Below are 23,295 nucleotides of genomic sequence, written 5' to 3' on the forward strand. Positions count from 1 at the left end.
AATGTGACCGTGGTAAGCCATATTTTCCCCCAGAACGGGGCATTTCGTGTTTAAAACGCCGGACCCGATCCAAGGATCATCGGTGGATCAAGGCTAAGTCCGGGGACGCGGTAACTGGGAACGAGCGGCGGCCTCCGGGCCCTATCGAAGTAAGGCCGGGGCGGTACTGGCGTTTTAGCGTGCGCTGCGGGTCGTGTCCGTGTAGCTTCCGGGACGCCCGACGCTGGCGGCACTGCTCAGGATATCCACTCCGGTGTAGCTGCCCGGACGGACGCTTCCGGACGCTGGACCGGCCAGGGTGTCCACTCCGGTGTAGCTGCCCGGACGGACCGTCCGCCCGGCATCGCGCCGGATGAGCGTATCAATGTCGGTGTACCGGCCGCGGGCGGAGCGGCCCGCCAGGGGAGTTCCAGCAGGCGAGCCGGTGGCGGAATGGGTCCCTGCGCTGGTGCGAATTCGGTCCTGGGTGATCATGGGATCTCCGATGCTAGGAATGCGTTGGCAGGCCGGGATGCAGGCCTTCTGAGATCCACTTTCCGCCCCCAGCCTCGTAGGTATCAAAGAAGGAGCAGTGATTGCCCGATAGGCAGCGGCTATGGTGCCTGCTCGCGGGGGAGATGCTCGAGGAACGTGAGATCCGTCTCCCAGCTAATGGCGGTTAGGGCGCGGGCCATGACGGAGCCCGGCTCCCGCGCCAGGGTGACAAGCCCAACGGGTATGGCGCGCTCCGGTTCCGTCAGGGGCGCTGCGGTCATCCCTGCGGGGACTCCGAAGACGTGAAGCCAGGCGGACGGCAGGACGGTTGCCCACGGCCCCGTCCTTACCAGCGCGAAGAGTGAGGACACCGAGTCCGTTTCCACCCTGGGTGAAGGCATCACGCCCACTTCGGCGAACACGTCATCGAGGCGTCGCCTGCCCTGCATCGCCGGATCCAACAGGCAGAGCGGGAGGGCGGCAGCGGCCGCCCAGGTTGCCGGCGGGGTTCCGGCTCCCGCGCCCCCGGCCGTCAGCAGGACGTACTTCTCCAGATACAGCTGGGCTACCTGAAACTCGTCCGGGAGGGGGTCCTGGACGTAAGTGATGCCGGCATCGATCTCGTAATTCTGCAGCTTGCGAAGAACATCCTCGGATCTCAGGTCAGACACTGCCTGCACCCGCGCCAGGGGGTGCATCGCGCAAAATGGGGCTGTCAGCAGGGAGACCGCGATCGAGGCCGTGGGAACGGAGCCGAAGCGCAGCCGGCCGCTGAGCCCGGCGCGCATCGCACCGATCTCCTCTTTCAGCCCGTCACGGTCCGCGAGGATCCTTCGGGCCCAGACCACAATCTCCAGGCCTTCGGCTGTGAGCCCTTCAAACTTGTTGCCCCGACGGATTATGGAAACGTCCAGCTCCGCTTCCAGCTTCCGGATCCCCTCCGACAGCGCCGGCTGGGAGACCGAACAGGACTGGGCCGCGCGGACGAAGTGCTGTTCGCGGGCCAAGGCGACGACGTACTCAAGTTGACGGAAGAACATGAGATCGGTTTACAGCACCCTCCCGGCCGGGCGCCAGCGGTCCACCGTGCCAGCTGGGGACTCAGTCGGTGAACAGCCCGGCCAGGTCCTCGGCTGTGAGCGCACCGCCCGTGAGCGCATCGCCTTCCATGACGTCGGCGAAGAGTCGGGATTTCCGGGCCTTGAGCGCCATGACCTTCTCCTCAATGGTGTCTTTGGCGACCAGCCGGTACACCATGACGTTCCGGGCCTGTCCGATCCGGTGCGTGCGGTCTACGGCCTGGGCCTCCGAGGCGGGGTTCCACCACGGGTCCAGCAGGAACACATAATCCGCCTCCGTCAGGTTCAAACCGAAACCGCCGGCCTTCAGGCTGATCAGGAACACCGGCGCAGCCCCGTTTTTGAACTCATTGACGACGTCGGTGCGGTTGCGGGTGCTGCCGTCGAGGTAGCAGAACTCGATGTTCTCCTCGACAAGACGCTCACGGACTTTGCCCAGGAATCCGGTGAACTGGCTGAAGATCAGGGCCCGGTGCCCTTCGGCCACCAGGTCCTCCAACTGCTCGAAAAGCACGTCGAGCTTGCTGGACCGCACTCCGGAGAGCGAGGGGTCGATCAGCGAGGGATCCAGGCTGAGCTGCCGCAGCAGCGTCAGGGACTGGAAAATGGTGAAGCGGTTCTTGTTGACGTCATCGATCAGTCCGAGGATCTTCTGGCGTTCGCGCTGCAGGTGCGTCTGGTAGACCTTCTGGTGCCGCGGATTCAGCACGACTTCAAGGATCTGCTCCTGCTTCGGCGGCAGGTCATGGATGACCTGTTCCTTGGTCCGCCGCATCATCAGCGGCCGGACCCGACGCCGGAGCTTGTCCAGCTGCGCCTTGTCACCGTTCTTCTCGACCGGTTTCTGGTAGTACTCGGCGAACCGCTTCGGGCTGGAGAAAAGGCCGGGCGCCACAATCGAGGTGAGCGCCCAGAACTCCATGAGGTTGTTCTCCAGCGGGGTGCCGGTGATCACCAGTTTAAAGACGGCCGGGAGCTTCCGGGCGCACTGGTACGCCTTGGACTGGTGGTTCTTGACGAACTGGGCCTCGTCCAGGACCAGCCCGGCCCATTCTTTGGAAGCGTAGGCCTCGAAGTCGATCCGGAACAAGGCGTAGGAAGTGATGATGATATCCGCGCCGGCCATCGCCTCGCCAGGGTTTGAACCGCTCTTCGCGAAGGTCTCGCTGACGGCGCGCACCGTGAGGCCGGGAGCGAACCGCGCGGCCTCGGCCTCCCAGTTGCCCACCACGCTGGTGGGTGCCACCACCAGGAAGGGCGCTGAGCCGGGGGAAGCAACAGCGGCACCACCGCCGTCGGACACTGCAGCGGGCACAGCTGCCGCGTCCTTGGCAGCGCAGATCAGGGCCAGCGCCTGCACGGTCTTGCCCAAGCCCATGTCATCGGCGAGCACCCCGCCCAGTCCGTGCCGGTACAGGAAGCTCAGCCAGTTGAAGCCTTCCAGCTGGTACGGGCGCAGCTCCGCGTTGAGGCTCGCCGGCAACGGCAGACCCTTCACTCCGCCTTCCAGCAGCCCGCCGACGGCCTCGCGCCAGGCCGCGGCCTGCTCGTCCACGAGGCCCAGTTGCGCGAGCTCGTCCCAGAGCCCGGCCTGGAAACGACTGATCTGCAGCGGCGCGTCCTTGTTGTCCTGCAGTTCCCGGGCCTCCTCGATCAGGGCCCGCAGCTGGTGCAGCTCGGGAAGATCCAGGGAGAAGTAGGCACCGCTGGGAAGCAGCATCTTGGTCTGGCCGGACGCCAGGGCGGAGAAGACCGCCGCAAAGGACACCGGCTGGCCCTCAAGGGAAATCTGGATGCCGAGGTCAAACCAGTCCCGCTGCTCGGTGGCCTTGGTGGAGATGGACACCACCGGGGCCTCTTCCGCTTCCCGGTAGTCGGCGATCTCGCCGGCCGTGTCCACGCTGACGCCGGGGACCTCCCGAAGCCGGGGGAGCAACTCCTCGGTGAATGCGAGGGTGTCCAGGCCGCTGAGCGCCGCGGAGGCCGCGAGCCGCGGTGTTCCCCAGCCGCCCGTAGCTGACTCGCCGAGGGCCGGGACCACGTCCCACGGTTGCCCGAGAGCTTCCAGGATGCGGGCCTCGGCGGGGTCGTCCCGGTAGCCGTGGTCGCCGGGATGGCGCCAGAGCGGCTGGGACGTGACGAGCGTGCCGGACTTGTAATGCCATTCCCAGTGCAGCCGGACCCGGTGGTCCGCGCCGTAATTGGCCAGCAGCGACAACGTGGGAACGGCGAGCTGGGGCAGCTCCACGGACTCGTCGGAGGCGGTGACCCGGGTGCTCTGCTTGAGCTTGGGGTAGAAGCCGGTCAGGAAGCGGCTCTCATCCCGGGACGGGATGTGCAGGGTGGTTCCGGCGGTGACGAACGTGAGCAGTTCCTCGCTGAGTCCCGCTTCCAGCGGCGCGAGCGTGATGACGGTATCCGCCGGTCCTGCCCCGGGCAGCGCGTCGGGCCCGGAAGTCAGGAAGATACCGTGGGCTGGGCGTCCGATGGTCCCGACCGATGCCGGGTCGACCACCTTGCCTTCCACGGTGATCACGGGGGCCAGCGACAGCCCGGCGTCGTTCCCGCCGGACGCAGCGGGTACGGCGGCGTCGGCCCCGCCTGCCGGGACCGGCGCAGCACCGAACCGGGCCAGGTTGAGCCCGACGGCGGCCGGCTGCTCCACTAGCCGCACGGGCTCCGTGCCCCGGCTGTGGACGAGGGCGACGCCGATCTTCCGGGCCTGGGCAAGCAGACTCCACAGGTTCTTGCCGGCGTAGGTGTTCAGGCCCAGCCACAGGCCGGTCCCGGCATGCTGGCGGTTGGCCTGGGCGGTGTGCGCGGCGAGGAATTCCTGCATCCACTCGACGTGGGATTCGTTGCATTCACGCCGGTAGCTGAGGTAGCTCAGGGTGTTCCAGGAGACGTCGCCGCGGATCCACTTGCCCTTGGCTCCCATGATCACGGGACGGGCCTTCAGCTGCCGGACACTGCGCAGCGGGTCCCGGCGCCCGGTATAAGAGAAGTGCGGGGCGGGCTCTTCGAGCTCAAACTGGAGGGCCAGCGGGATCCCGTTGGTGGACTGCGTGATTCCCGGCTGGGCGATCAGGGGGCTGAGCGCCTGTTCCCAGTCCGGCACCTCCAGGACCGGGGCCTGCCGCGACAGCCGGCTGACGTCGGCGGGAGCCAGCAACTGGACGCGGATCGCGGGATTGTCCTCGGCGGCAAACAGCAGTGCGGCCACGTGTTTGCAGTCCTTGCGGACCGGGCAGCTGCACACGCCCACGGTGCAGCTCCAGCCGCCCGCTTTCCGGACCAGTTTCGCTGTCGTCGAGTACGGGGCATCGGACCCGCCGCGCACCTTGCCGAGCATCAGCCCGGTGGCAGCGTCGAAGGAGATACCGGAAACGCGGCTCCCCATGGCGTAGGCGAGTCCGGCCGCGAGGGAGCGGTCGTTGATCGCGGGAGTCTGTATGGCCAGTGCCGCACTCTCGTCCGGATGGGATGGCATGTGCGCGCTACTTTCAGCAGTTGGTCATCAGACCCATCTTAGCGAGCGTGGCGGCACTCCCTGAACTGTGCCGGCGGCCATGTGGATATCCCGCCGGCTTCCGCTCCCGCCGGCAGTCAATACCCGGCGGCGGCGGTGGCCATGTCACCCGACGGGGTCGCGAGGTGCCAGACGCTGCCTACGCCCTGGCCCAGGATGTCACCGGCAGCCAGATCCTTGGCGTAGTAGTACACGGGCAGTCCGTTAAGGGTCAGCTGCTTCTTCCCGTCAAGTGTGGCGATGGTGCCCACGGTACCGGTGACGCCGTCGACCATCGGGGTGTCGGACGCAGCGAGGACTGCCGGCCATGCCGCCACGCAGCCTCCCGTGCACGCACTTGCGCCGGAGCCTTTGACGTCCTTTGTATAGAAGTAAACACTCATGCCCCGGCCGTCGACGACGATCCTGCCGGCTGCGGAATCGGAAACCTTGAGGTCCGGGGCTGCCGCTGCCGGCGTGGACCCGGGCGCCGAACCCGCCGCGGAGGACCCGGGCGGCGTGGAGGCGGCTGCCGGAGCCGTGGTACCGGCAGCGCCACCCGTGCCCCCTGTGCCCGCGGTTCCGGCGCAACCGGAGAGCATCGCTGCGAGCGCGAAAGCGGATAAGCCAATGCTGAGGTGCTTTTTCATCTGCTGCTCCTTGACTCGGACCGGCCACCTGGCGGGCCGGCGCTACCGAATACGACGGCCCTGGGGGAAGAATGGTTCACAGCAGGCACTGGACTGCGCCCCGGAATCCGCGCGTGAACCGTTCCGCCGGTCCGGACGTCTTAGGGGCACAGGCACAGGGAATGATGAAGCCAGGGAGGGCGGACATGCCACTGGACGAAGACGTGGTGGCGGCGATTTACCGCGACCACGGCCCGGCCCTTCGGCGCTTTGTGCTGAGCGCCTGCCGGGATCCGCAACTGGCCGATGACATCGTGCAGGAGACCGTGCTGCGGGTCTGGCAGCAGGCGCCCACCATCACCGGAAGCCTGCGCAGCTACCTGTTCCGGACGGCCCGCAACATCATGATCGACAACTACCGCAAGGCTCAGCGGCGGCCCCGCGAGGCGACGGACCGGGACCTGGCCGATCCGGCTGGCGGCGAGGAACGCGTGGACGAACTCCTTAGCCGGGTTCTGATGGAGGAGGCGCTGCTGCGGCTCAGCGCGGAACACCGGGACGTCCTGGTGGCCCTCCACTACCGCCGCTACACCGTCCAGGAGGCATCAGTCAGTTTGAACATCCCGAGCGGAACAGTGAAGTCCCGTGCGTTTTATGCCGTGCGGGCGCTCCGGCGAATCCTCGATGAAATGGGGGTGCAGCGGTGAGCGCCACGGAATTCCACCAGCTGCTGGGCGCTTACCTGCTCGGCGGGCTGGAACCCGACGAGGCTGCCGCCTTCGAGCGGCATTTGGGCGGCTGCGCAGCGTGCCGGCAGGAACTGGACGAACTCGCCAGCATTCCGGCGCTGCTGGATGCGCTCCCGGTGCCAGACGCCCTTGCCCTCGGCGCCGCTGCCGTAGCCACCGCGGCCGGGCGGGAACCGGAGGCTCCCGGTCCCGCGCGGACCGCCGTGCCGCCGCGGCTCCTCGACCAACTGTCCGCGCGGCGCCGGAAGGCACGACGCCGGTGGACCGGGGCGCTCGCGGCGGCGGCAGCGGCATGCCTGGCGCTCGGCGTCCTGGCTGCGCCGTTGTTCAACCAGCCGCCCAAACCGGACGCCAGCTACTCCGTCCAGGCCGGCGACGGGCTGCAAATCACGGTCGGTTTGGTCAAGAAGACCTGGGGCACCGAGCTCGCCGTCGAGGGCCGTAGCCTGCCGGTGGACGGAACCTTGTCGCTGTGGGTTAAGGCCAGCGACGGCGGCGAGGACCGCGCCTGCGCGTGGACCGCGACACCCAGCGGGCGGGTCAGGATCACCGGCGCCACGCCCCTGCAGCTCGCGGACATCGCCAGTGTGGAGATGCGGAACGGGCAGCAACAGACCATGGCGGTTGTCGCTGTGCCCCGGGGTTAGCCGGAGATCACATCTTGGCCAGTTTGGCGCGCACCATCATGAAGATGCCGTAGCAAATGAGGCCGGCGCCGATGGCCGCCAGCATGTACAGGCCGAACGGCTGGTCGCGGAGGCCTTTCAGGCCGCCGTCGAGCCCGGTGGACTCCTCGGGATGAGCCGTGATGGTGGCAATGATGACCAACATCCCCATCAGCAGCAAAGCGATTCCTTTCGCGGCGTAGCCCACGACGCCGAGAACGGTCACCGCCGTCCGGGCCTCCTTCGTGGCGGGAGGCCGGATGTGTTTGGCGAACGACTGCCGGAAACCGCGGATGGCGTAGATGATGCCGGCAACGGCGATCCCCGCGCCGACGGCGATCAGCAGAGCGAAACCGCCGGGCGCCTTCATCACGGACACGGACAGATCGCTGGTCGAGGAGGTGTGGTCTTTGCCGGCGCCGCTGGCGAAGGACAGCAGCGTAACGGCCAGGCCGGCATAGACCACGGCCTGGAGGGCTGCTTTGAGCTTGTTCGCGAGCTTCTTCTTGGCCGGCAGGTGGCCGAAGTCAAAGATGGCATCGCTGGTCTGCCAGATCGCCAGGGCGACGCAGGCGGCGAAGCAGGTCCACAACAGCAGCGGCCCCGCCGGCTGGCTGGCGAGCTGTTCAACGGCTCCGCTGACGTCAGCCTCGCCTTCCCCGCCCATGGCCAGCCGGATCGCAACCAGCCCGATCAGCAGATGGAGGACGCCGCTCACGGCAAAACCGGCACGGGCCAGCACCTCCAATGCCGGGGAATTGGTGATGTCTTCCGCCGCGTCCGCGGCGTCCTTCAGTTCTCGTTTGATGGCAGTCCCTCAACTGGCTCGCTATTTCCGCCGGACGTGAGTTCCGCCCGGTTGGTGCATCTTCGGTAATCGTGCCACGCGGAACCCGCGGGGAACAGCACTGCCGCGGATCAGTACCCTGTGGCGGCGTGCGGCCCCGGCGGCGCCCTTACCGGCGCCGGTAGCTGAGGTCGAAAATCAGCCGGCCCGCCTCATGCGCCTTGTTCTCGAAACTCGTCAGGATCCGGCCGTCGAACCGCGGGGCCCAGCCGCCGGCCTCATCGACGCCCTCGTTGGGACCGGTGTGCTCGGTGCTCACGGGGGCCCGGCCCTCCTTGACGGGGGCGCCTCCCACGAGCGACTCGACGCCGGATTCCCACACCTGGGTGAGCGGGCTCTCCGCGCCGCTGCGCTCGCCGTCGTGCTGGTTCTCAAAGTCAGGGGAGTCGGCAAGGACCTCGCGGACGTGGACGGCATAGTTGGACCAGTCCGTCGCGATCCGCCAGAGGCCGCCCGGCTTAAGCGCCCGTGCAGCGAGCTCGGCGAAGGCCGGCTGGATCAGTCGGCGCTTGTGGTGCCGGGACTTGTGCCACGGGTCCGGGAAGAAGACCCACAGCTCCGTGACGGACGCGGGCGGCAGCATTGTGGCCAGCACTTCGGGAGCATTCGCTTCCACAACACGGACATTGTTCAGGCCCCGGCTGTTGATCTTGATCAACGTGTTCGCCAAGCCGGGGGTATAGACCTCGACGGCGAGGAAGTCCTTATCCGGGTTCTCCTCGGCCGCGTGGCAGACGGCGTCGCCCAGCCCGGAACCGATCTCCACGATCAGCGGGGCCAGGCGCCCAAATTCGGTTTCGGCGTCGAAGATGTAGTCCGGGTGCACGGAGGTGTTGGCGATGTGCCGGGGGACTTCGACGGCCCACCGGTCAGAGTGCTCCTCCCAGGCTGCCTGCCGGCGGCCCTGCAGCCGGGTTCCGCGGCGCACAAAACTGACCGGCCGGCCGCCATATGTGCCGAAGGAGGCCTGGCTTCCGGGCGTTACGGGCCGCGCGGGCTGCGGTGTTTCGGGGGACTCTGGGAATTCACTCATCCCTTCCAGAATAGTGGAGTTCCGGCGTCCGGCCGGGCCGGGAGCGGCCGCCCCGGCGGTGGGCGTGTGACGCGGCCGCTGGTGCGGAGCCTGCCAGAATGGGGTTCGTGACCACACCGAAAAGCTCCCCGGGCCCTGCCCCCGTCAGGGCCGGTGACCGCCGCGCCGTGCTGGTGGACGCCGAAATCGACGACGTTCCCGCCTCGGAGCCCACCCGGGTGGGCAGCCGCCGCGCCCTGGCGTACCTGGCTGTATGCCTGGTGCTGATCGGCCTGAACCTTCGCACGGTCTTCTCCAGTTTCTCCGCGGTCCTGCCGGAGGTGACCGCCGACGCCGGCCTGCCGGGCTGGGCGGTCGTGGTCCTGACCACCGTGCCGGTGACGCTGCTCGGCGTGTTCGCTCCGCTGGCTCCCGTGCTGGCCCGCCGGTTCGGGGCCGAACGGGTGCTGCTGGGTGCCATGGCGGTTCTCACGGCCGGGCTGGTGCTGCGGCCGCTGGAAATTGGGGGTGCCGGGCACCTTCCCGCGCTGCTGGCCGGAACAGCGGCCTGCGGTGCCGCCATTTCGCTATGCAACGTGCTGCTGCCCGGCCTGGTGAAGCGTGACTTCCCGCACCGGCTGGGCCTAATGGGCGGGCTCTACACCACCGCGATCTGCGCTTCGGCGGCCCTGGGCGCCGGGTTCACCTACCCGGTCTTCACCGCGACGGGGCAGTGGACCACGGCGCTGCAGTTCTGGGCGCTGCCGGCCGGTGTCGTGTTGCTGTTGTTTCTGCCGCTGGCCATCAGGCAGCGCCACGGACGGCACCAGAGCGCGCACGGCGGCGTCAATGTGTGGCGCTCGGCGGTCGCCTGGCAGGTGACCATCTTCATGGTGCTGCAGGCGATGATGTCTTTCAGTGTCTTCGCCTGGCTGGCCCCCATCCTGCGCGAACGCGGAGTCGACGGCGCCACGGCCGGGCTGATTGTCTCCGCCTCGATCGTGCTGCAGATGCTGGGGTCCTTGTTCGCGCCGGCGCTCGCCACCAGGTTCCGGGACCAGCGGGGAATCAACACCGTGGTGGCGCTGATGACCGGCGCCGGTTTCGCGCTGAGCATCTTCGGCCCGCTGCAGCTGATCTGGCTGTGGACGGGACTGCTGGGCCTGGGCCAGGGCAGCCTGACGGCCGTAGCACTGACCCTGATCATGGTGCGTACCCGGGACGGACACACGGCCGCGCACCTGTCCGGCATGATGCAGGGCGTCGGCTATGGCATTGGTTCCACCGGCACTCTGTTGGTGGGCCAATTGCACCAGACCACCGGATCCTTCGCGGCGGCAGGGGTGCTCTTCCTCGTTGTCGGTTCGCTGGCCGCAGTGTTCGGCTACCGCGCCGGGCGGAACCGCTACATCGGCGGCTGAGGTGGTGTGACTGCCGCGACCGGGGGCGGCCCTTCAGGGCGACGTCGATGCTGTCCGCCAGCTGCGCCAGATAGGTGTGGACGTGCTTCTTGCCGCCCTGTGCGGTGAACCTCCCCTGCACTGATGACCGAAGTTCAGGTACTCCCCTGCTGGACCGCTGTGGCATGCTTCCCCTTAAGCCAACGTCCGGCTGCGCTGCCCGATTCCGCGCAACCGCGGTTGCGGCCCCACCCCTGCAGTCCCGCTCCCGTCTACCGATCAGGCCACCACCTTGCCCCGTAACGCCCCCGCTCCGACGCTGGAATCAGCCGGCATCTTCCACCGCGACTATCTGCTGGTGACGCTTGGTGCCTGTTCCTTGGTCTTCCTGGCCGCCTTCGAATCGCTTGCGGTGACCACCATCATGCCGCTGGTGAGCCGGGAGCTGAACGGGGCCGCTCTCTACGCCCTGGCGTTCGCCGGCCCGCTGGCCACCGGCGTCATCGGTATGGTGGCGGCGGGCAACTGGTCGGACCGGCGCGGCCCGGTGGGGCCGCTGTACGCTTCCGTGGCCATGTTCGTGCTCGGCCTGCTGGTCGCGGGTACGGCAGGGACTATGCCTGCCTTGGTCGCCGGGCGGCTGGTCCAGGGCCTGGGTGGCGGCGCCCTGACCGTGGCGCTGTACGTGGTGATCGCCCGGGTGTATCCTCCCGTGCTGCACCCGAAGATCTTTGCCGCGTTTTCCGCGGCGTGGGTGATTCCCTCAATGGTGGGCCCTTTTGCCGCCGGGCTGGTCGCCCAGCTGTTCAGCTGGCACTGGGTGTTCCTGGGCGTGGTGGGCCTGGTGGTGCCTGCCCTGCTGATGATCGTCCCTGCACTGCGCGGGCTGCGCGGCGCGCCCGACGGCGGAACCCGGGACAGTTCCACCCCGGCGCCTCCACCCGCGCGCCGGGCCTCGGGCCTGGGCAGGCTGGCCTGGGCCGCCCTCGCGGCGCTCGCCGTGCTCGCCCTGAACTTGACGTCCCTGCTTCCGGTGGCGGGCGGAGTCGCGGCCGTGGCGGCCGTGGCGGTGGCGTTCCTTGCTGTCCGGCCGCTGGTGCCGCCGGGAACGCTGGCCGCCCGCCGCGGCCTGCCCAGTGTCATCCTCACCCGTGGCCTGGCCTCGGCGGCGTTCTTCGGCGCAGAGGTCTACCTGCCGTATCTGCTGGTGGAGCGCTACGAATTCTCCCCGACGTCCGCAGGGCTGGCGCTCACGGGTGGCGCTGTGGCATGGGCCACCGGCTCAGCCATCCAGGGCCGTCTCGGGGCACGCCTGGATAACCGCCGCGCAGTCCGGATCGGCGCGGCCCTGGTGCTTCTCGGCGTCACCCTGGTCCTGGCAACCACTGTCCTTGGCTGGCCCGCCGCCGTCGCCATCGCCGCCTGGGTGTTCGCCGGCGGCGGCATGGGAGTGATGTACGCGCGATTGAGCGTGATGACGCTGGCGCTGTCCAGCAAGCACAACGAGGGTTTCAACAGTTCAGCGATGTCCATTTCCGATTCCCTGGGCGGGGCGCTTTCCCTCGCCACCACGGGCCTGATCTTCGCCGCATTTTCGACGACGGCGGCATCCTTCGGGGGCGTGTTTGCCATGACGGCGGTGATCGGCGTGGCCGCAGTGGTGGTCGCCCCGCGCGTGATGGTCCGCCGGTAAGGCGCCGCGCCCGGGACGATACCGTCCACGGGCCCCGCGAGGACCCTACTGCGACTCGCGTGGATGAAGGAAGTGATCGAGGAGCGGCGCGCGGAGGCGCCGGAGTATTCCGGCGCCTCCGCGCAGCGCCTGGCCTGCACTGGTGTCTAGCGTGTCGGTACTGTTTCGGAGCTGCGGACGGCCTTCCATTCCGCGATCCGGGCCTGCTGGAGCGGGGTCCGGCGGTTGAAGTACCAGGCACCGCCCAGGAGCAGGAACCAGGCCGGGGTGATCAGCAGGGCCAGACGGGTGTCGTCGGCCTGGCCGAGCGCGACCAGCATGAAGCCGAAGAAGGCGAGCACGACGTAGGGCATGAACCCAGAGCCCGGCATCTTGAACTTCGATGCGGCGTGCAGCGCGGGCCGGCGCCGGCGGAACACGATGTAGCTGATGAGGATCATCGACCAGACGAACATGGTCAGCACGGATGCCACCGACGTGACGATGGTGAAGGCTCCGATCACGGAGTCGCCGGCGTAAAGCAGGATCAGGCCAGCCAGCAGGAAGATGCAAGAGAACAGCAGGGCATTCTGCGGGACCTTGCGCGGGCTCAACTTCCCGAAGGCCTGGGGGGCGTTGCCGTCCTGGGCTAGGCCGTAGACCATGCGGGAAGTGGAGTAGATGCCGGAGTTGGCACTCGACGCGGCGGAGGTCAGCACCACCAGGTTGATGACCACCGCGGCGATGCCCAGCCCGGCGAGGGTGAACATGCCGATAAACGGGCTGCTGGCCGGGTCGATGCTGCGCCACGGGTTGACGGCCATGATGACCACCAGGGCGCCAACGTAGAACAAGAGGACCCGGATGGGGATGGAGTTGATGGCGCGCGGCAGGTTCTTCTCGGGATCCTTCGTTTCCGCTGCGGCCGTGCCCACGAGTTCGATGCCGGCGAAGGCGAAGATGGCGATCTGGAAGCCGAGGACAAAGCCGAACACGCCATGCGGGAACATGCCGCCGTCGTTCCACAGGTTGGACAGGCTGGCGACGGCACCGTTGGGGGAGGTGAAGTGGCTGGCGATCATGACGATGCCGGTGGCGATGAGGGCGAGGATGGCCACCACCTTGATGATGGCGAACCAGAACTCCGCTTCGCCGAACGCCTTGACGCTGGGCAGGTTCAGCAGGATCAGCACGACCGGTGTGATGAGGGCGGGGATCCACAGCGGCGTGCCGGGCGCGAGCTTGTCGACGTATCCGGCGATCGCGACGATGTCGGCCACGCCGGTCACCACCCAGAAGAACCAGTAGGACCAGCCGGTGACGAACCCGGCCCAGGGCCCCAGGAGGTCGCCCGCAAAGTCGCTGAAGGACTTGTACTCCAGGTTGGAGAGCAGGATCTCGCCCATCGCGCGCATGACGAAGAACAGCATGAAGCCGATGATCATGTAGACGAAGATGACGGACGGCCCGGCCAGGGAGATGGTCTTGCCGGAGCCCATGAACAGCCCGGTGCCAATCGCGCCGCCGATGGCGAGCAATTGGATATGGCGGTTGCCCAGGGCGCGGGCGAGGTGCGGTTCCTGGCCGTGGCTGCTGGGGGACTGCGGCGCGGTGGCCGGAGCAGCTGTGAAGGTACGTTCAGACATGGAGCTTCTTCCTCGTTACGGGCGGGCCGGGGGCGGAGGACGTCCCGCCGGGGCCGCGCGGATCCATCAGGCGTGTGATGGGGGTAACACGGTGGTGTGTGCATTAAGCGTAGAGGGCCGGGCCCGGGGGCGACGGCGGCACCTCGGTTCTGCCCGACGGTGGCCGGACGGGCAGGCCGCGGGAGGGCCGGGGTGCAGGAGGGGTCCGCGGCCGGGAGGGAAGTGGCCTTTCTCGGTGTGACGGCCGGTTTTCCCGACGTCGGACCTGCCGGCTGGTCCCGGTTTCCGGGGGGCGTCGCTGCGGTCGGCGGCGCCTGGCGCGGCTCGACATTTGTCGAGAAACCTGCACTCAGCTGTCGCCCCTTGTCCGGCGTCACATCGGGCCGCGGCTCCCGTGGCTTAGAAGCCGTCGCCCGCCTGCGACGATCTGCTAATGGGGTTGTGCCGGGTAAACCTCGGTGCCGCCGTCAGCGGCCCGGGCGAAACGGTCCCCGAGCAGGGAAATCTTCATGGTCGCGATGGATTGAGCTGCATCACATCGTGCTGGGAGGCTCAGTGCGCGGCGAGGCGGGTGGCGCGCAGCACGGCGTCTGTCAGGGCGGCGGCCTCGCCGTCGGGCCCGGTGACGCTGCGGTGCCGGGTGTCGACGACGTCGAGCCGCCATTCGGGCGCCTCAATTCCCAGCTCACGGGCCAGGGTTTCGGCTGTGTAGAACCGCTCCGGGGCGTGCTCGTGATGCTCGGTCCACGGCGGGAGCCCGTCCGGATGGTGGCCCACAATCAACAATGTTCCCCCGGTCCGCACGGCGGCGGCAGCCAGCTGCAGGGCCTGCTGCCAGGGCATCACGGTGGAATGCAGGAACTGTGCCGTCACCAGGTCGAAGAGCTCCTCCGGCACCCAGGTGGCGAGATCCTGCAGGACCCAGGTGATGTTCCCGCTCTGGCCGCGGTCGCGCGCGTGGGCTTCGGCGCGCTCCAGGGCGACGGCGGAGACGTCGACGGCGGTGACTGTCCACCCGCGGCTCGCGAGCCAGATGGCGTCGGCGCCTTCACCGCATCCCAGATCCAGGGCTGCGCCAGCGGGAAGGGCCGCGGCCTCCGCTATGAGTTGCGGGTTCGGCTCGCCGCTCCAGACTCTGGCCCGGCTGCGGTACTTCTCGTCCCACACCTGGGCGGCGCTGGCGTTGCTGTCCTGTTCGGAGTGTTCGTGCTCAGTCATCGTAGTCCTCACCAGTTGGGCGGTCCCCTTCCACATCATGGCAGGGGAATGCCGCCGGCGACACCGCCAGGTAGGAGTTGCCGCAAAATCGACACACGAACATCACCGTCCGGAAACGCCGTCGAAACCTCGGCGGTGGAGTCTGGAGCTGGAGAGCGGAATGACATCGAGGTGGATCCGGATCGGGGAAGGAGCAGCCCATGACTGCGGAGGACGCGCGGCAGGTTCACTCGAGCGGGGAGTTGTCGGCGGGGGATGAGATCGAAGCCTGGCATAACGGCAAATTGTTCCACCGGGGAAAAGTCATCCGGACGGTGAGGACCACGGACCTGTTTTGGATTGTGGATGCACGGACGGGCATGCGGCGTCTGATCGACACGGAGGCGCTGGTCATCCTGCGGGCCGAGGGTCCCGGCTATCGGCCGGCCATGCAACTGGCGGGTGCACCGTCACCCAGCGCACCGTCAACCACCGCACCGTCAACCACCGCACCGTCAACCACCGCACCGTCAACCACCGCACCGTCAACCACGGCGTATTCAGCCAGCGGGACTTCGGCATCGAACGTCCCGCTGTTCCAGGCGCCCGGCCTCGGGTCCTGACCCGAAAGTGGCCCCGGCTCCGCTAGATGATAGACTGGTCTAACTTGATGTGCAGTGATGCCCACTTTTGGTCTTGAACGACCAGCCCGGTTCATCAACCGGTTCCCCTGCTGGATTCCTATCGGAATCCTTTCAGGAGTGGGACTTTTTCATGTGAGAGGCACATCCTGCGTCGATGAACGCGTTCTATTTGGTCCTGGCCGCCGGCTTTTTCAGCAGCTGGCCGGTTGATCACCTGACTTTTCTTCGGCGAACCCCTGGCCCAACCGGCGCCGGGGGCCGATATCCGTATGGATACCGCCTGAAAGACCTTGAAACTTATGACTACTTTTGCTGCCCTCGGCACGCCTAAGGCTCTCGCCGACACCCTCACCGCCCAGGGGATCGTTGAACCGTTCCCCATTCAGGTCAAGACCCTGCCGGACACCCTGGCCGGACGCGACGTCCTGGGCCGCGGCCGCACCGGCTCCGGCAAGACCATTGCTTTCGCCATCCCGCTTGTAGCACGACTCGCTGAGCGGGAAGCGAAGCATTTCCGGAAGCCGGGCCGCCCGATGGGTCTGGTCCTTGCACCGACCCGTGAACTGGCCACCCAGCTGAACGCCACGATCGAGCCGATGGCCAAAGCCATGGGCCTGAACACCACCGTGATTTACGGCGGCATCTCCCAGGCCCGCCAGGAAAAGGCGCTGCGCGCCGGCGTTGACATCGTCATCGCCTGCCCGGGCCGCCTGGAGGATCTGATCCGCCAGCGCATCCTGACCCTCGAGGGCGTCGAGATCACTGTTCTGGATGAGGCCGACCACATGGCCGACCTTGGTTTCCTCCCGGTGGTCAAGAAGCTCATGGACATGACCCCCAGCCAGGGCCAGCGCATGCTGTTCTCCGCCACCCTGGATAACGGCGTGGACAAGATCGTCCAGCGCTACCTGTCCAACCCGCTGACCCACGCCGTGGATGAATCACAGGCCGCGGTCACCACCATGGAGCACCACGTGCTCGTGGTCAACGACCAGACCGTCAAGAAGCAGCTGATCGTTGAGCTCGCCTCGGGCTCCGGCCGCCGGGTGCTCTTCCTGCGCACCAAGCACCACGCCCGCAAGCTTGCCAAGACCCTGACCGACGCCGGGATCCCCGCCGTCGATCTGCACGGCAACCTCTCGCAGAACGCCCGTGACCGTAACCTGGCCGAGTTCTCCTCCGGCGAGGTCCGCGTGCTGGTCGCCACCGACGTCGCAGCCCGCGGCGTCCACGTCGACGACGTCGAGCTGGTCATCCACGTGGATCCGCCCACAGAGCACAAGGCTTACCTGCACCGCTCGGGCCGTACCGCCCGCGCCGGTTCCGACGGCACCGTGGTCACGCTGACCCTGCCGGAGCAGCAGTCGGACGTCAAAAAGCTCATGAAGGCTGCCGGCGTCGACGTCAACTTCGAGCGTGTCACCGCCAACTCGCCGCTGGTCGCCGAGCTGGTGGGCGAAATGGCCGACAAGATCGATCCCCGCACCCGCGCCGCACTGCTGGCCGCCAAGTCCAACCAGGGCGGCGGCAACTCCACCGGCGCCAACGCAGAGCGCAAGCGCGCCCGCCGCACCACCCAGGCGGCACCCACTGCGGGTGGCCGGGGTGGCCGTGGTGGACGCGGACGCGTCGGAACCGAGGCTCCCCGCACCGATCTTCCGCGTGCCGAGCGCCGTGCCGTGGCCTACGAAGGCCAGGCCGCCGCACGCAACGCCGCGGACCGCGTCATTGAGCGCAACGAGGACCGGATGGATGCCGAGCGTGCCGAGCGCCGCAGCACCCGGGCCCGCTCGACCTCTTACGGCGCCCACCGCAACGATGTTCCGGCTGCGGGTGGCCGTGCCGCGGCCGGCCGCGGCTCTGACGGACGCGCTGCCGAAGGGCGCAGCGACGCCCGGGGCGCCTCGGCTCCCCGCAGCGGCGCACCCCGCAGCGGCGCACCGCGCACAGGCGGTGCTCCCCGTACGGGCGGCGCCACCGGGGGCGCCCGCAGCGGTCGTCCGGCCACAGGCCAGCGTGCAGCAGCCGGCGCCAAGAGCGGCGGCAGCAAGACCGGCGCCAACGCCGCGGTTTGGTCCTCCAACACCGGCGGCACCTCGGGCGGATCCTACGCAGGCGGCGGCAACGGCCGCTCCAGCGAAGGCCGTCCGGCACGCAGCGGCGGCCCCCGCCGCGCGTCCGCACCGGCCTCGAACGAACGCCGCAGCCGCTAAGGTTTCGGTTTTCCGCTACGCAAAGTAGCTCGCGCTACGCGAACGGACGGCCGCTACGGGGATCCCCGCAGCGGCCGTCCGAAAGTGCGGCGGCTGTCCGGAACTGCCGCGGAAAACCGCCGGCTACCAGCCGCGGGCGCGCCACTCCTCCAGGTGCGGGCGTTCCGCACCGAGGGTGGTCGGCTTGCCATGGCCGGGGTGCACCACGGTGTCATCCGGGTACACCTCGAAGAGCCGCTCTCTGACATCGCTGATCAGTTGGGCGAACCGCTGGGGATCCTGTTGAGTGTTGCCCACTCCGCCGGGGAAGAGCGAATCTCCCGAGAAGACGTGCGCCGGGCCCGCCGGGTCCTGGTACACCAGTGCGATCGACCCCGGGGTATGGCCGCGCAGGTGGACTGCTGTCACGTCGAAGCCGTCGAAGTTGCCGGCGTCCCCGTGACCCAGCAGCACATCCACCGGCACCGGCAGCCCGGGGGCGTCATCGGTCCCGGCCGCCGTTTTAACGCCGGTTGCCTCCACCAGACCCGGCAGCGCGCGGACGTGGTCCCAGTGTTGGTGGGTGGTGGCAATCAGTGCCAGCTTCGGTGCCGCGGAGGTATCTGCGGCCGCGTCGGCTAGCAGCCCCTGGATGGCGGTCAAATCATCGGCCGCATCGATCAGGAGCTGCGCACCGGATTCCTTGCCGGTGAGCAGATACACGTTGTTATCCATCTCGCTGACCGAAATCCGGCGGATGGTGATGTCCCTTAACGAATAAATAAGCGAGTCCATGGGTTTCAGTCTACGAAAGACGCTATTCGCGGCCCTGTGACACCCAGTTGGGGTTCGCGGAGCGGGAGCCGACGACGGCGTCCGCGGCGGCGTCGAGCGTCGCCAGTTGCGCCGGGGTGAAGTCGAGCGTCAGGGCTCCCAGGTTCTCGTCGATCCGGTCTGCTCTGCGGGTCCCGGGGATGGGAACCACGGGCAGCCCCAGCTTTCGGCCCTGCGCCAGGAGCCACGCCAAGGCCACCTGGGCCGGTGTGGCAGTCTGCCCGGCGTCAGTCAGTTCAGCAGCTACTCCCCTGACCGCGGCCACTACGGCCTGGTTGGCGTCCACTGCGTCTTCGGCGAAGCGGGGGATGTTGCGGCGGAAATCGTTGCTGCCCAGCTTCGCAACGTCCACGGTGCCGGTGAGGAATCCCCGGCCCAGCGGTGAGTAGGGCACAAATCCCACCCCCAGTTCAGCCGCGGCAGGGACCACGTTGCGTTCCACGTCGCGGCTCCAGATGGACCACTCGCTCTGGACAGCGGCGATCGGGTGGACGCTGTTGGCTTCCCAGAGCTCCTCGGCCGTCACCTCGGACAAGCCGAGGTGCCGCACCTTGCCGGCCCGAACCAGCCCCGCCATGGCCTCCACGGTTTCCACAATCGGAACGCGGAGGTCGCGGCGGTGCATGTAATACAGGTCGATGGTGTCGGTTCCCAGGCGGGTCAGGCTGCGGTCCACGGCCTCCCGGACATAGGCCGCGTCGCCGCGGATGTCGGAGTAGCCGGCGGCAGGGTTGCCCACCAGGCCGAACTTGCTGGCGAGCTGTACCTCGCCGCGGCGTTCCTTCAGCAGTTTGGCGATCAGCTCCTCGTTGCTGCCGCCGCCGTAAATGTCCGCCGTGTCGATGAAGCTGACCCCGGCATTCACCGCGTGGTGCAGGGTGGCCAGGGCCTCCACCGGATCCACGTCACCGTATACCGGGGTCAGGGCCATGCCCCCGAACCCCAGGGGGCTGACGCTGAGGCCGTCACCGAGCTGGACTGATGCTGCCGTCATCTTGGGTCTCCTAGTTGCTGCCGGAAGTGCCGTCCTAGCCAAGAACCCCGGCGGGCCGGCGGCTATTCCGGCGTCGGTCCTGGTGCCTCCGGCGTCGCCGGCAGCAGCTTCAGTCCGGCCGCGCAGCCCACAATTCCGGCGATAAACAACAATTTCAGCGGGCTTGCAGGCTCGACGCCGGTCGCCATCGCCCAGCCGACAGTCAATGCCGCGCCGATTCCCACCCAGACGGCGTAGGCGGTGCCGAGGGGAATGCTCTTCACGGCCAGGCCCAGTCCCGCCATGCTCAGCGACGCGGTCACCGCGAACACGAGCGTGGGCACGGGTTGAGTGAAGCCGTCGGAGAGGCCCAGCGCCGTGGCCCAGACTGCTTCCAAGACGGCGGACGCGAGCAGAATAAGCCAGGCCAGAGTGTTCGCGGGGGCACCTCGGGTAGCCATCATGCCACCAGCTTCAGGCCGGCCACGCAAGCCACGATTCCGCCGAGCAGCAGGATCCGGCCGGCGGTCGCGGGCTCAACTTTGGTGGCCATCGCGTACGCGGAGGTGAGCACCACGCCGACGCCCACCCAGACGGCATAGGCGGTGCCGGTGGGGATGGACTGCATGGCAATGGCGAGGCCGCCGGTACTCGCCAGAACGGACACGAGGAAAATAGCGGCCGGTTTGATCCGGCGTCGGCCGCTGACCTGGGAAGTCCGGTGCAGGGCGGCGGCCCACACCGCTTCGAGTGAGCCGGACAAGATGAGAATCAACCACGACATGAGTGCTCCTGTGGCCAGTCTTGTCGCGTGCCGGGTACTGATCCGTCGTCCGGAGGCCACGGAGAAGGCGGCCTTCATTCCAGCCTAGCAACGCCCCCTGCGGACTGGCGAACTCCGGGACCTTAGCTCGCGACCGCATCGATCGATACGACTGCCAGGAAGCCGCGGCCAAGGATTTCGGGGGAGGCCGTGTCCGAACCGACGACGGCGTCGTAGCGTTCCAGGGTCGTCGGTTCGGCACCGGCCGTTCCCCCGGGCGCCACCGCGGCCTGGCCCTGCAGCAGGATGCCGAGCTGGCCCGCGAACACCGGATGCGCCCGCTTTTTCGAGAGCTCGATAATGGAGGTGTAGCCCTTGAATGCGTCGCGGCGGGTGATGACGTTCAGGTCGCGGATGTCGCCCGTGGGGAGCGCCCCGGCCGCGGCGGCATCGCCGGAGAACCGGAACGGCCGGTACTTCTCGAGCGGGTGCTCGGCGCCGTCAACGCTCAGCAGCAGCAGCTCGCCCTCCACCACAGTGAGGACGCGGTCCATGCCGGGGAATGCCGAGAACTCACCGGCCTTGGACACGTCGGCGATGCTCACCCGCCAGTCCCAGCCGTCCGATGATCCGGCGCCGTCCTGACTGTCTCCGCTGTCCTGGGTGGCCGAGGAATGGCGGGCCACTTCTCGGGTCACCCCGCCGCCCTTGCGCCAGGGGTGGGCTTTCAGCTCGGCATAGCGGATGATGTCCATGGCTCAACCCTATCGGCCAGGCCGCCGGCAGGTTCCGGGCGGTCTCATCTGCAGGAAACGTCATACCGGAGCCGGGTACGCCAGGAGGTCACAGGCTTGCTAACGTCGGAGTCAGGCATCACAGCAGAAGGAGCCGAATGTTCGTCAAAGTATGCGGGCTCAGCACCCCCGAGTCGGTCCTGGCCGCCGCGGAGGCGGGGGCGGACGCCGTCGGCTTCGTCCTGACCCGCAGCGAACGCGAGGTGACGCCAGCGCGGGCCCGGGCATTGCTGGCGCACGTCCCGGCCGGACTCCTGGCGGTCGGCGTCTTCCGGGACGAAGCCGCGGCAGACGCCGTCGCGCTGGCCCGCGACGCCGGGCTGGACTGGGTCCAGCTCCACGGCGCCCGCACCCCGGAGGACGTGCGGGCCGTGCACGACGCCGGGCTCAAGCTGATCCGCGCCGTCACCATGTCCGCCGCCCCCGCGGTGTTCACCGATTGGGGCGAGGACCTGCTCCTGATCGATGCCGCCGTCCCCGGCTCCGGCGAGGCCTGGGACTACGCCTCGGTCCGCGCTAAGGGACTCACCGGACGCAAGTGGCTGTTGGCCGGCGGCCTGGATCCCGCCAACGTTTCCGGCGCCGCCGCGCAGGCCGGCGCGTGGGGTGTGGACGTCTCCTCCGGCGTCGAGTCCTCCCGCGGCGTGAAGGACCTGGCCAGGGTCCGGGACTTTGTATACGCGGCAAAATCCACCGATCCCCGGCCCTGACCCGGCCGCAGGAATGGGGCGCCACCGTCCGGTGCGGGCCCTTACCTGGTGCGCCGTGGTTTTTGCTCCGCGCCGCGCAGTCGCAGGGGCCCCTGCCCCGTCAAGTATCAGTGCCGCCACCGGGCGGAATGGTTCATTTTTCACGTGCGTCACCCTTTGCAGGTGAGTGCGGGTCCGCACCGGATTTCCCGGCGTCGCCCGGTTCGCGTGTTGACGAGGCTTTCGTGCCGCGGGGTTTGCCCCATAGTGGTTCCAGGGCCGCGATTTCCACAGGTGTTGCGGTTCCGAACGGAGGGCTGGCCGGGGCCTCGGGCGCCCTGCGTTCCTGGCCGCGGGTGGCCCAAAGACTTACGCCGATGGACACACCGAGTATGGCGGCGATGACTCCCAGGGAGATCGGTGTGGGGATGTAGTAGATGTCGATTTTGAGGAGCATTTTGATGCCGACCCAGATGAGGACGAGCGCGAGTCCGATCTTGAGGTAGATGAAGCGGTGGATCATGTCAGCGAGCAGGAAGTACATGGCACGGAGGCCCAGGATGGCGAAGGCGTTGGCGGTGAAGACCAGGAACACTTCGTCGGTGACGGCGAAGATCGCGGGGATGGAGTCCACGGCGAAGATGATGTCGGTGACCTCGATGAGGACCAGCACCGCAAGCAGCGGGGTGGCCAGCAGGACGCCGTTCCTGCGGATCACGAAACGCTGGCCGTGGAAGTCATCCGTCATGGGCACGTGCCGGCGGAAGAGTTTCAGGGCCCGGGACTTTTCCGGGTCAAGCATGTCGTTGCGGTGGCGGATCATCCGGTAGCCGGTGAGGAGCAGGAACGCCGCGAAGATGTACAGCACCCACTCGGCGCTGGCGATGATGACGGCGCCCGCCCCGATGAAGACGCCACGGAAGATCAGGGCGCCCAGGACGCCGAAGAATAGCACCCGGTGCTGGTATTCGCGGGGTACGGCGAAGTAGGTGAAGATGATCGCCCAGATGAACACGTTGTCCACGGCCAGGGATTTCTCGATCAGGTATCCGGCGAAGTATTGCTGGCCAAACTCCGCGCCGTAGATCTGCCAGATCAGGGCCCCGAAACCTACTCCGAAGGCAACCCAGACAGCTGACCATAAGGCCGCCTCACGGACACGGATCACGTGCGCCCTGCGGTGCGCGAACAGGTCCACGGCCAGCATCAGAACGATAAAAGCAACAACGGCCAACCAGGCCCAAAAAGGAACATTCATCAGGAATCCGCTTCCAGTCAGTTCAACCCAACTGGAGGTCTTTCCCGGTCCCAAGGGACCTGTCCCACCGGGCCGCTCAGGGTCGGCCGTACTGACGACGGAACATTCAGGGGATACTCCCCTCCAATACAAGTGCAACACATTTCACCCGTTCCGACAATGGCCGCGGGTCACCCAGGCGACCGGACTCGCCCGCCGTCTGCCGGGACGATGAGGGAAATACCGCGGGTGCATTTGGCCCATGAAGCGGTGGAGGCTGTGGGTAGGACT

General features: G+C 67.8%; 21 protein-coding genes and 1 riboswitch. Of the genes, 7 read left to right on the forward strand and 14 right to left on the reverse strand.

Going from position 1 to position 23,295, the window contains the following annotated elements:
• Positions 1-174 precede the first annotated feature (174 nt).
• The 4 genes from RCH15_RS08310 to RCH15_RS08325 all read right to left on the reverse strand — a co-directional run bounded on the left by RCH15_RS08310 (position 175) and on the right by RCH15_RS08325 (position 5,711).
• The gene (locus RCH15_RS08310) at positions 175-474 is read right to left on the reverse strand and encodes a hypothetical protein (protein ID WP_326959917.1); all 300 of its coding nucleotides are present in this window, start codon (positions 472-474) and stop codon (positions 175-177) included.
• Between the two features lie 119 nt (positions 475-593).
• Complete coding sequence (locus RCH15_RS08315) at positions 594-1,514, reverse strand: LysR family transcriptional regulator (RefSeq protein ID WP_326959919.1); 921 nt, start codon at positions 1,512-1,514, stop codon at positions 594-596.
• Positions 1,515-1,575: 61 nt separating this feature from the next.
• Positions 1,576-5,043: a DEAD/DEAH box helicase gene (locus RCH15_RS08320; protein WP_326959921.1), complete on the reverse strand. Its 3,468-nt coding sequence runs from the start codon at positions 5,041-5,043 to the stop codon at positions 1,576-1,578.
• Between the two features lie 116 nt (positions 5,044-5,159).
• Positions 5,160-5,711 carry a COG4315 family predicted lipoprotein gene (locus RCH15_RS08325; protein ID WP_326959923.1) on the reverse strand — a complete coding sequence of 184 codons (552 nt, stop codon included), beginning with the start codon at positions 5,709-5,711 and terminating at the stop codon, positions 5,160-5,162.
• A gap of 185 nt (positions 5,712-5,896) precedes the next feature.
• Here RCH15_RS08325 and RCH15_RS08330 point away from each other — a divergent pair, with 185 nt between their 5' ends.
• Positions 5,897-6,397, forward strand: coding sequence for a sigma-70 family RNA polymerase sigma factor (locus RCH15_RS08330; protein WP_326959925.1), 501 nt, complete (start codon positions 5,897-5,899; stop codon positions 6,395-6,397).
• A complete protein-coding gene (locus RCH15_RS08335; RefSeq protein WP_326959927.1) occupies positions 6,394-7,086 on the forward strand; it encodes an anti-sigma factor family protein in 693 nt (230 codons plus the stop codon). Before RCH15_RS08330 ends, RCH15_RS08335 begins: the two co-directional genes overlap by 4 nt.
• 7 nt (positions 7,087-7,093) lie before the next feature.
• On the opposite strand, the gene RCH15_RS08340 is transcribed toward RCH15_RS08335, so the two are convergent.
• Positions 7,094-7,900 (reverse strand): DUF1206 domain-containing protein, encoded by an 807-nt coding sequence (locus RCH15_RS08340; RefSeq protein WP_326960137.1) that lies wholly within the window; start codon positions 7,898-7,900, stop codon positions 7,094-7,096.
• 160 nt (positions 7,901-8,060) lie between these two features.
• A complete protein-coding gene (gene trmB / locus RCH15_RS08345) occupies positions 8,061-8,984 on the reverse strand; it encodes a tRNA (guanosine(46)-N7)-methyltransferase TrmB (RefSeq protein WP_326959929.1) in 924 nt (307 codons plus the stop codon).
• A 98-nt stretch (positions 8,985-9,082) separates the two neighbouring features.
• On the opposite strand from trmB, the gene RCH15_RS08350 reads away from it, so the two are divergent.
• On the forward strand, positions 9,083-10,384 hold the full coding sequence (locus RCH15_RS08350; RefSeq protein ID WP_409017573.1) for an MFS transporter: 1,302 nt from the start codon (positions 9,083-9,085) through the stop codon (positions 10,382-10,384).
• Positions 10,385-10,655: 271 nt separating this feature from the next.
• Positions 10,656-12,056 (forward strand): MFS transporter, encoded by a 1,401-nt coding sequence (locus RCH15_RS08355; protein WP_326959931.1) that lies wholly within the window; start codon positions 10,656-10,658, stop codon positions 12,054-12,056.
• Positions 12,057-12,202: 146 nt separating this feature from the next.
• On the opposite strand, the gene RCH15_RS08360 is transcribed toward RCH15_RS08355, so the two are convergent.
• Positions 12,203-13,681 carry an amino acid permease gene (locus tag RCH15_RS08360; protein ID WP_326959933.1) on the reverse strand — a complete coding sequence of 493 codons (1,479 nt, stop codon included), beginning with the start codon at positions 13,679-13,681 and terminating at the stop codon, positions 12,203-12,205.
• Between the two features lie 552 nt (positions 13,682-14,233).
• Positions 14,234-14,899, reverse strand: a complete 666-nt coding sequence (locus tag RCH15_RS08365; RefSeq protein ID WP_326959935.1) for an SAM-dependent methyltransferase — start codon at positions 14,897-14,899, stop codon at positions 14,234-14,236.
• 200 nt (positions 14,900-15,099) lie between these two features.
• Between RCH15_RS08365 and RCH15_RS08370 the strand changes: the two genes are divergently transcribed.
• Both RCH15_RS08370 and RCH15_RS08375 read left to right on the forward strand, forming a co-directional pair.
• Complete coding sequence (locus RCH15_RS08370) at positions 15,100-15,501, forward strand: hypothetical protein (RefSeq protein WP_326959937.1); 402 nt, start codon at positions 15,100-15,102, stop codon at positions 15,499-15,501.
• A 320-nt stretch (positions 15,502-15,821) separates the two neighbouring features.
• Positions 15,822-17,735 carry a DEAD/DEAH box helicase gene (locus RCH15_RS08375; protein WP_326959938.1) on the forward strand — a complete coding sequence of 638 codons (1,914 nt, stop codon included), beginning with the start codon at positions 15,822-15,824 and terminating at the stop codon, positions 17,733-17,735.
• 123 nt (positions 17,736-17,858) lie between these two features.
• On the opposite strand, the gene RCH15_RS08380 is transcribed toward RCH15_RS08375, so the two are convergent.
• The 5 genes from RCH15_RS08380 to RCH15_RS08400 all read right to left on the reverse strand — a co-directional run bounded on the left by RCH15_RS08380 (position 17,859) and on the right by RCH15_RS08400 (position 21,039).
• On the reverse strand, positions 17,859-18,509 hold the full coding sequence (locus tag RCH15_RS08380) for an MBL fold metallo-hydrolase (RefSeq protein ID WP_326959940.1): 651 nt from the start codon (positions 18,507-18,509) through the stop codon (positions 17,859-17,861).
• A 22-nt stretch (positions 18,510-18,531) separates the two neighbouring features.
• Positions 18,532-19,542, reverse strand: coding sequence for an aldo/keto reductase (locus tag RCH15_RS08385; RefSeq protein ID WP_326959942.1), 1,011 nt, complete (start codon positions 19,540-19,542; stop codon positions 18,532-18,534).
• 62 nt (positions 19,543-19,604) lie between these two features.
• Complete coding sequence (locus RCH15_RS08390) at positions 19,605-19,982, reverse strand: DMT family transporter (protein WP_409017219.1); 378 nt, start codon at positions 19,980-19,982, stop codon at positions 19,605-19,607.
• Positions 19,982-20,305 carry a DMT family transporter gene (locus tag RCH15_RS08395; RefSeq protein WP_326959946.1) on the reverse strand — a complete coding sequence of 108 codons (324 nt, stop codon included), beginning with the start codon at positions 20,303-20,305 and terminating at the stop codon, positions 19,982-19,984. The genes RCH15_RS08390 and RCH15_RS08395 overlap by 1 nt, the downstream gene beginning before the upstream one ends.
• A gap of 9 nt (positions 20,306-20,314) precedes the next feature.
• A riboswitch (guanidine-III (ykkC-III) riboswitch) is annotated at positions 20,315-20,382 on the reverse strand.
• A 45-nt stretch (positions 20,383-20,427) separates the two neighbouring features.
• Complete coding sequence (locus tag RCH15_RS08400; protein WP_326959948.1) at positions 20,428-21,039, reverse strand: HutD/Ves family protein; 612 nt, start codon at positions 21,037-21,039, stop codon at positions 20,428-20,430.
• Positions 21,040-21,176: 137 nt separating this feature from the next.
• Between RCH15_RS08400 and RCH15_RS08405 the strand changes: the two genes are divergently transcribed.
• Positions 21,177-21,788 carry a phosphoribosylanthranilate isomerase gene (locus tag RCH15_RS08405; protein ID WP_326959950.1) on the forward strand — a complete coding sequence of 204 codons (612 nt, stop codon included), beginning with the start codon at positions 21,177-21,179 and terminating at the stop codon, positions 21,786-21,788.
• Between the two features lie 133 nt (positions 21,789-21,921).
• On the opposite strand, the gene RCH15_RS08410 is transcribed toward RCH15_RS08405, so the two are convergent.
• A complete protein-coding gene (locus RCH15_RS08410) occupies positions 21,922-23,025 on the reverse strand; it encodes a TerC family protein (RefSeq protein WP_326959952.1) in 1,104 nt (367 codons plus the stop codon).
• Positions 23,026-23,295 lie beyond the last annotated feature (270 nt).

The sequence above is a fragment of the Arthrobacter sp. MP_M4 genome, assembly GCF_035984855.1.
Classification (GTDB): Bacteria; Actinomycetota; Actinomycetes; order Actinomycetales; family Micrococcaceae; genus Arthrobacter.

Bases quoted from the DNA above. Each gene is read 5' to 3' on its own strand.
- RCH15_RS08385 (WP_326959942.1), bottom strand. From the start codon at position 19,542: ATGACGGCAGCATCAGTCCAGCTCGGTGACGGCCTCAGCGTCAGCCCC.
- RCH15_RS08370 (WP_326959937.1), top strand. From the start codon at position 15,100: ATGACTGCGGAGGACGCGCGGCAGGTTCACTCGAGCGGGGAGTTGTCG.
- RCH15_RS08320 (WP_326959921.1), bottom strand. From the start codon at position 5,043: ATGCCATCCCATCCGGACGAGAGTGCGGCACTGGCCATACAGACTCCC.
- RCH15_RS08360 (WP_326959933.1), bottom strand. From the start codon at position 13,681: ATGTCTGAACGTACCTTCACAGCTGCTCCGGCCACCGCGCCGCAGTCC.
- RCH15_RS08365 (WP_326959935.1), bottom strand. From the start codon at position 14,899: ATGACTGAGCACGAACACTCCGAACAGGACAGCAACGCCAGCGCCGCC.
- RCH15_RS08395 (WP_326959946.1), bottom strand. From the start codon at position 20,305: ATGTCGTGGTTGATTCTCATCTTGTCCGGCTCACTCGAAGCGGTGTGG.
- RCH15_RS08405 (WP_326959950.1), top strand. From the start codon at position 21,177: ATGTTCGTCAAAGTATGCGGGCTCAGCACCCCCGAGTCGGTCCTGGCC.
- RCH15_RS08375 (WP_326959938.1), top strand. From the start codon at position 15,822: ATGACTACTTTTGCTGCCCTCGGCACGCCTAAGGCTCTCGCCGACACC.
- RCH15_RS08410 (WP_326959952.1), bottom strand. From the start codon at position 23,025: ATGAATGTTCCTTTTTGGGCCTGGTTGGCCGTTGTTGCTTTTATCGTT.
- RCH15_RS08330 (WP_326959925.1), top strand. From the start codon at position 5,897: ATGCCACTGGACGAAGACGTGGTGGCGGCGATTTACCGCGACCACGGC.
- RCH15_RS08380 (WP_326959940.1), bottom strand. From the start codon at position 18,509: ATGGACTCGCTTATTTATTCGTTAAGGGACATCACCATCCGCCGGATT.
- RCH15_RS08350 (WP_409017573.1), top strand. From the start codon at position 9,083: ATGGGGTTCGTGACCACACCGAAAAGCTCCCCGGGCCCTGCCCCCGTC.
- RCH15_RS08400 (WP_326959948.1), bottom strand. From the start codon at position 21,039: ATGGACATCATCCGCTATGCCGAGCTGAAAGCCCACCCCTGGCGCAAG.
- RCH15_RS08390 (WP_409017219.1), bottom strand. From the start codon at position 19,982: ATGGCTACCCGAGGTGCCCCCGCGAACACTCTGGCCTGGCTTATTCTG.
- RCH15_RS08315 (WP_326959919.1), bottom strand. From the start codon at position 1,514: ATGTTCTTCCGTCAACTTGAGTACGTCGTCGCCTTGGCCCGCGAACAG.
- RCH15_RS08310 (WP_326959917.1), bottom strand. From the start codon at position 474: ATGATCACCCAGGACCGAATTCGCACCAGCGCAGGGACCCATTCCGCC.
- RCH15_RS08325 (WP_326959923.1), bottom strand. From the start codon at position 5,711: ATGAAAAAGCACCTCAGCATTGGCTTATCCGCTTTCGCGCTCGCAGCG.
- trmB (WP_326959929.1), bottom strand. From the start codon at position 8,984: ATGAGTGAATTCCCAGAGTCCCCCGAAACACCGCAGCCCGCGCGGCCC.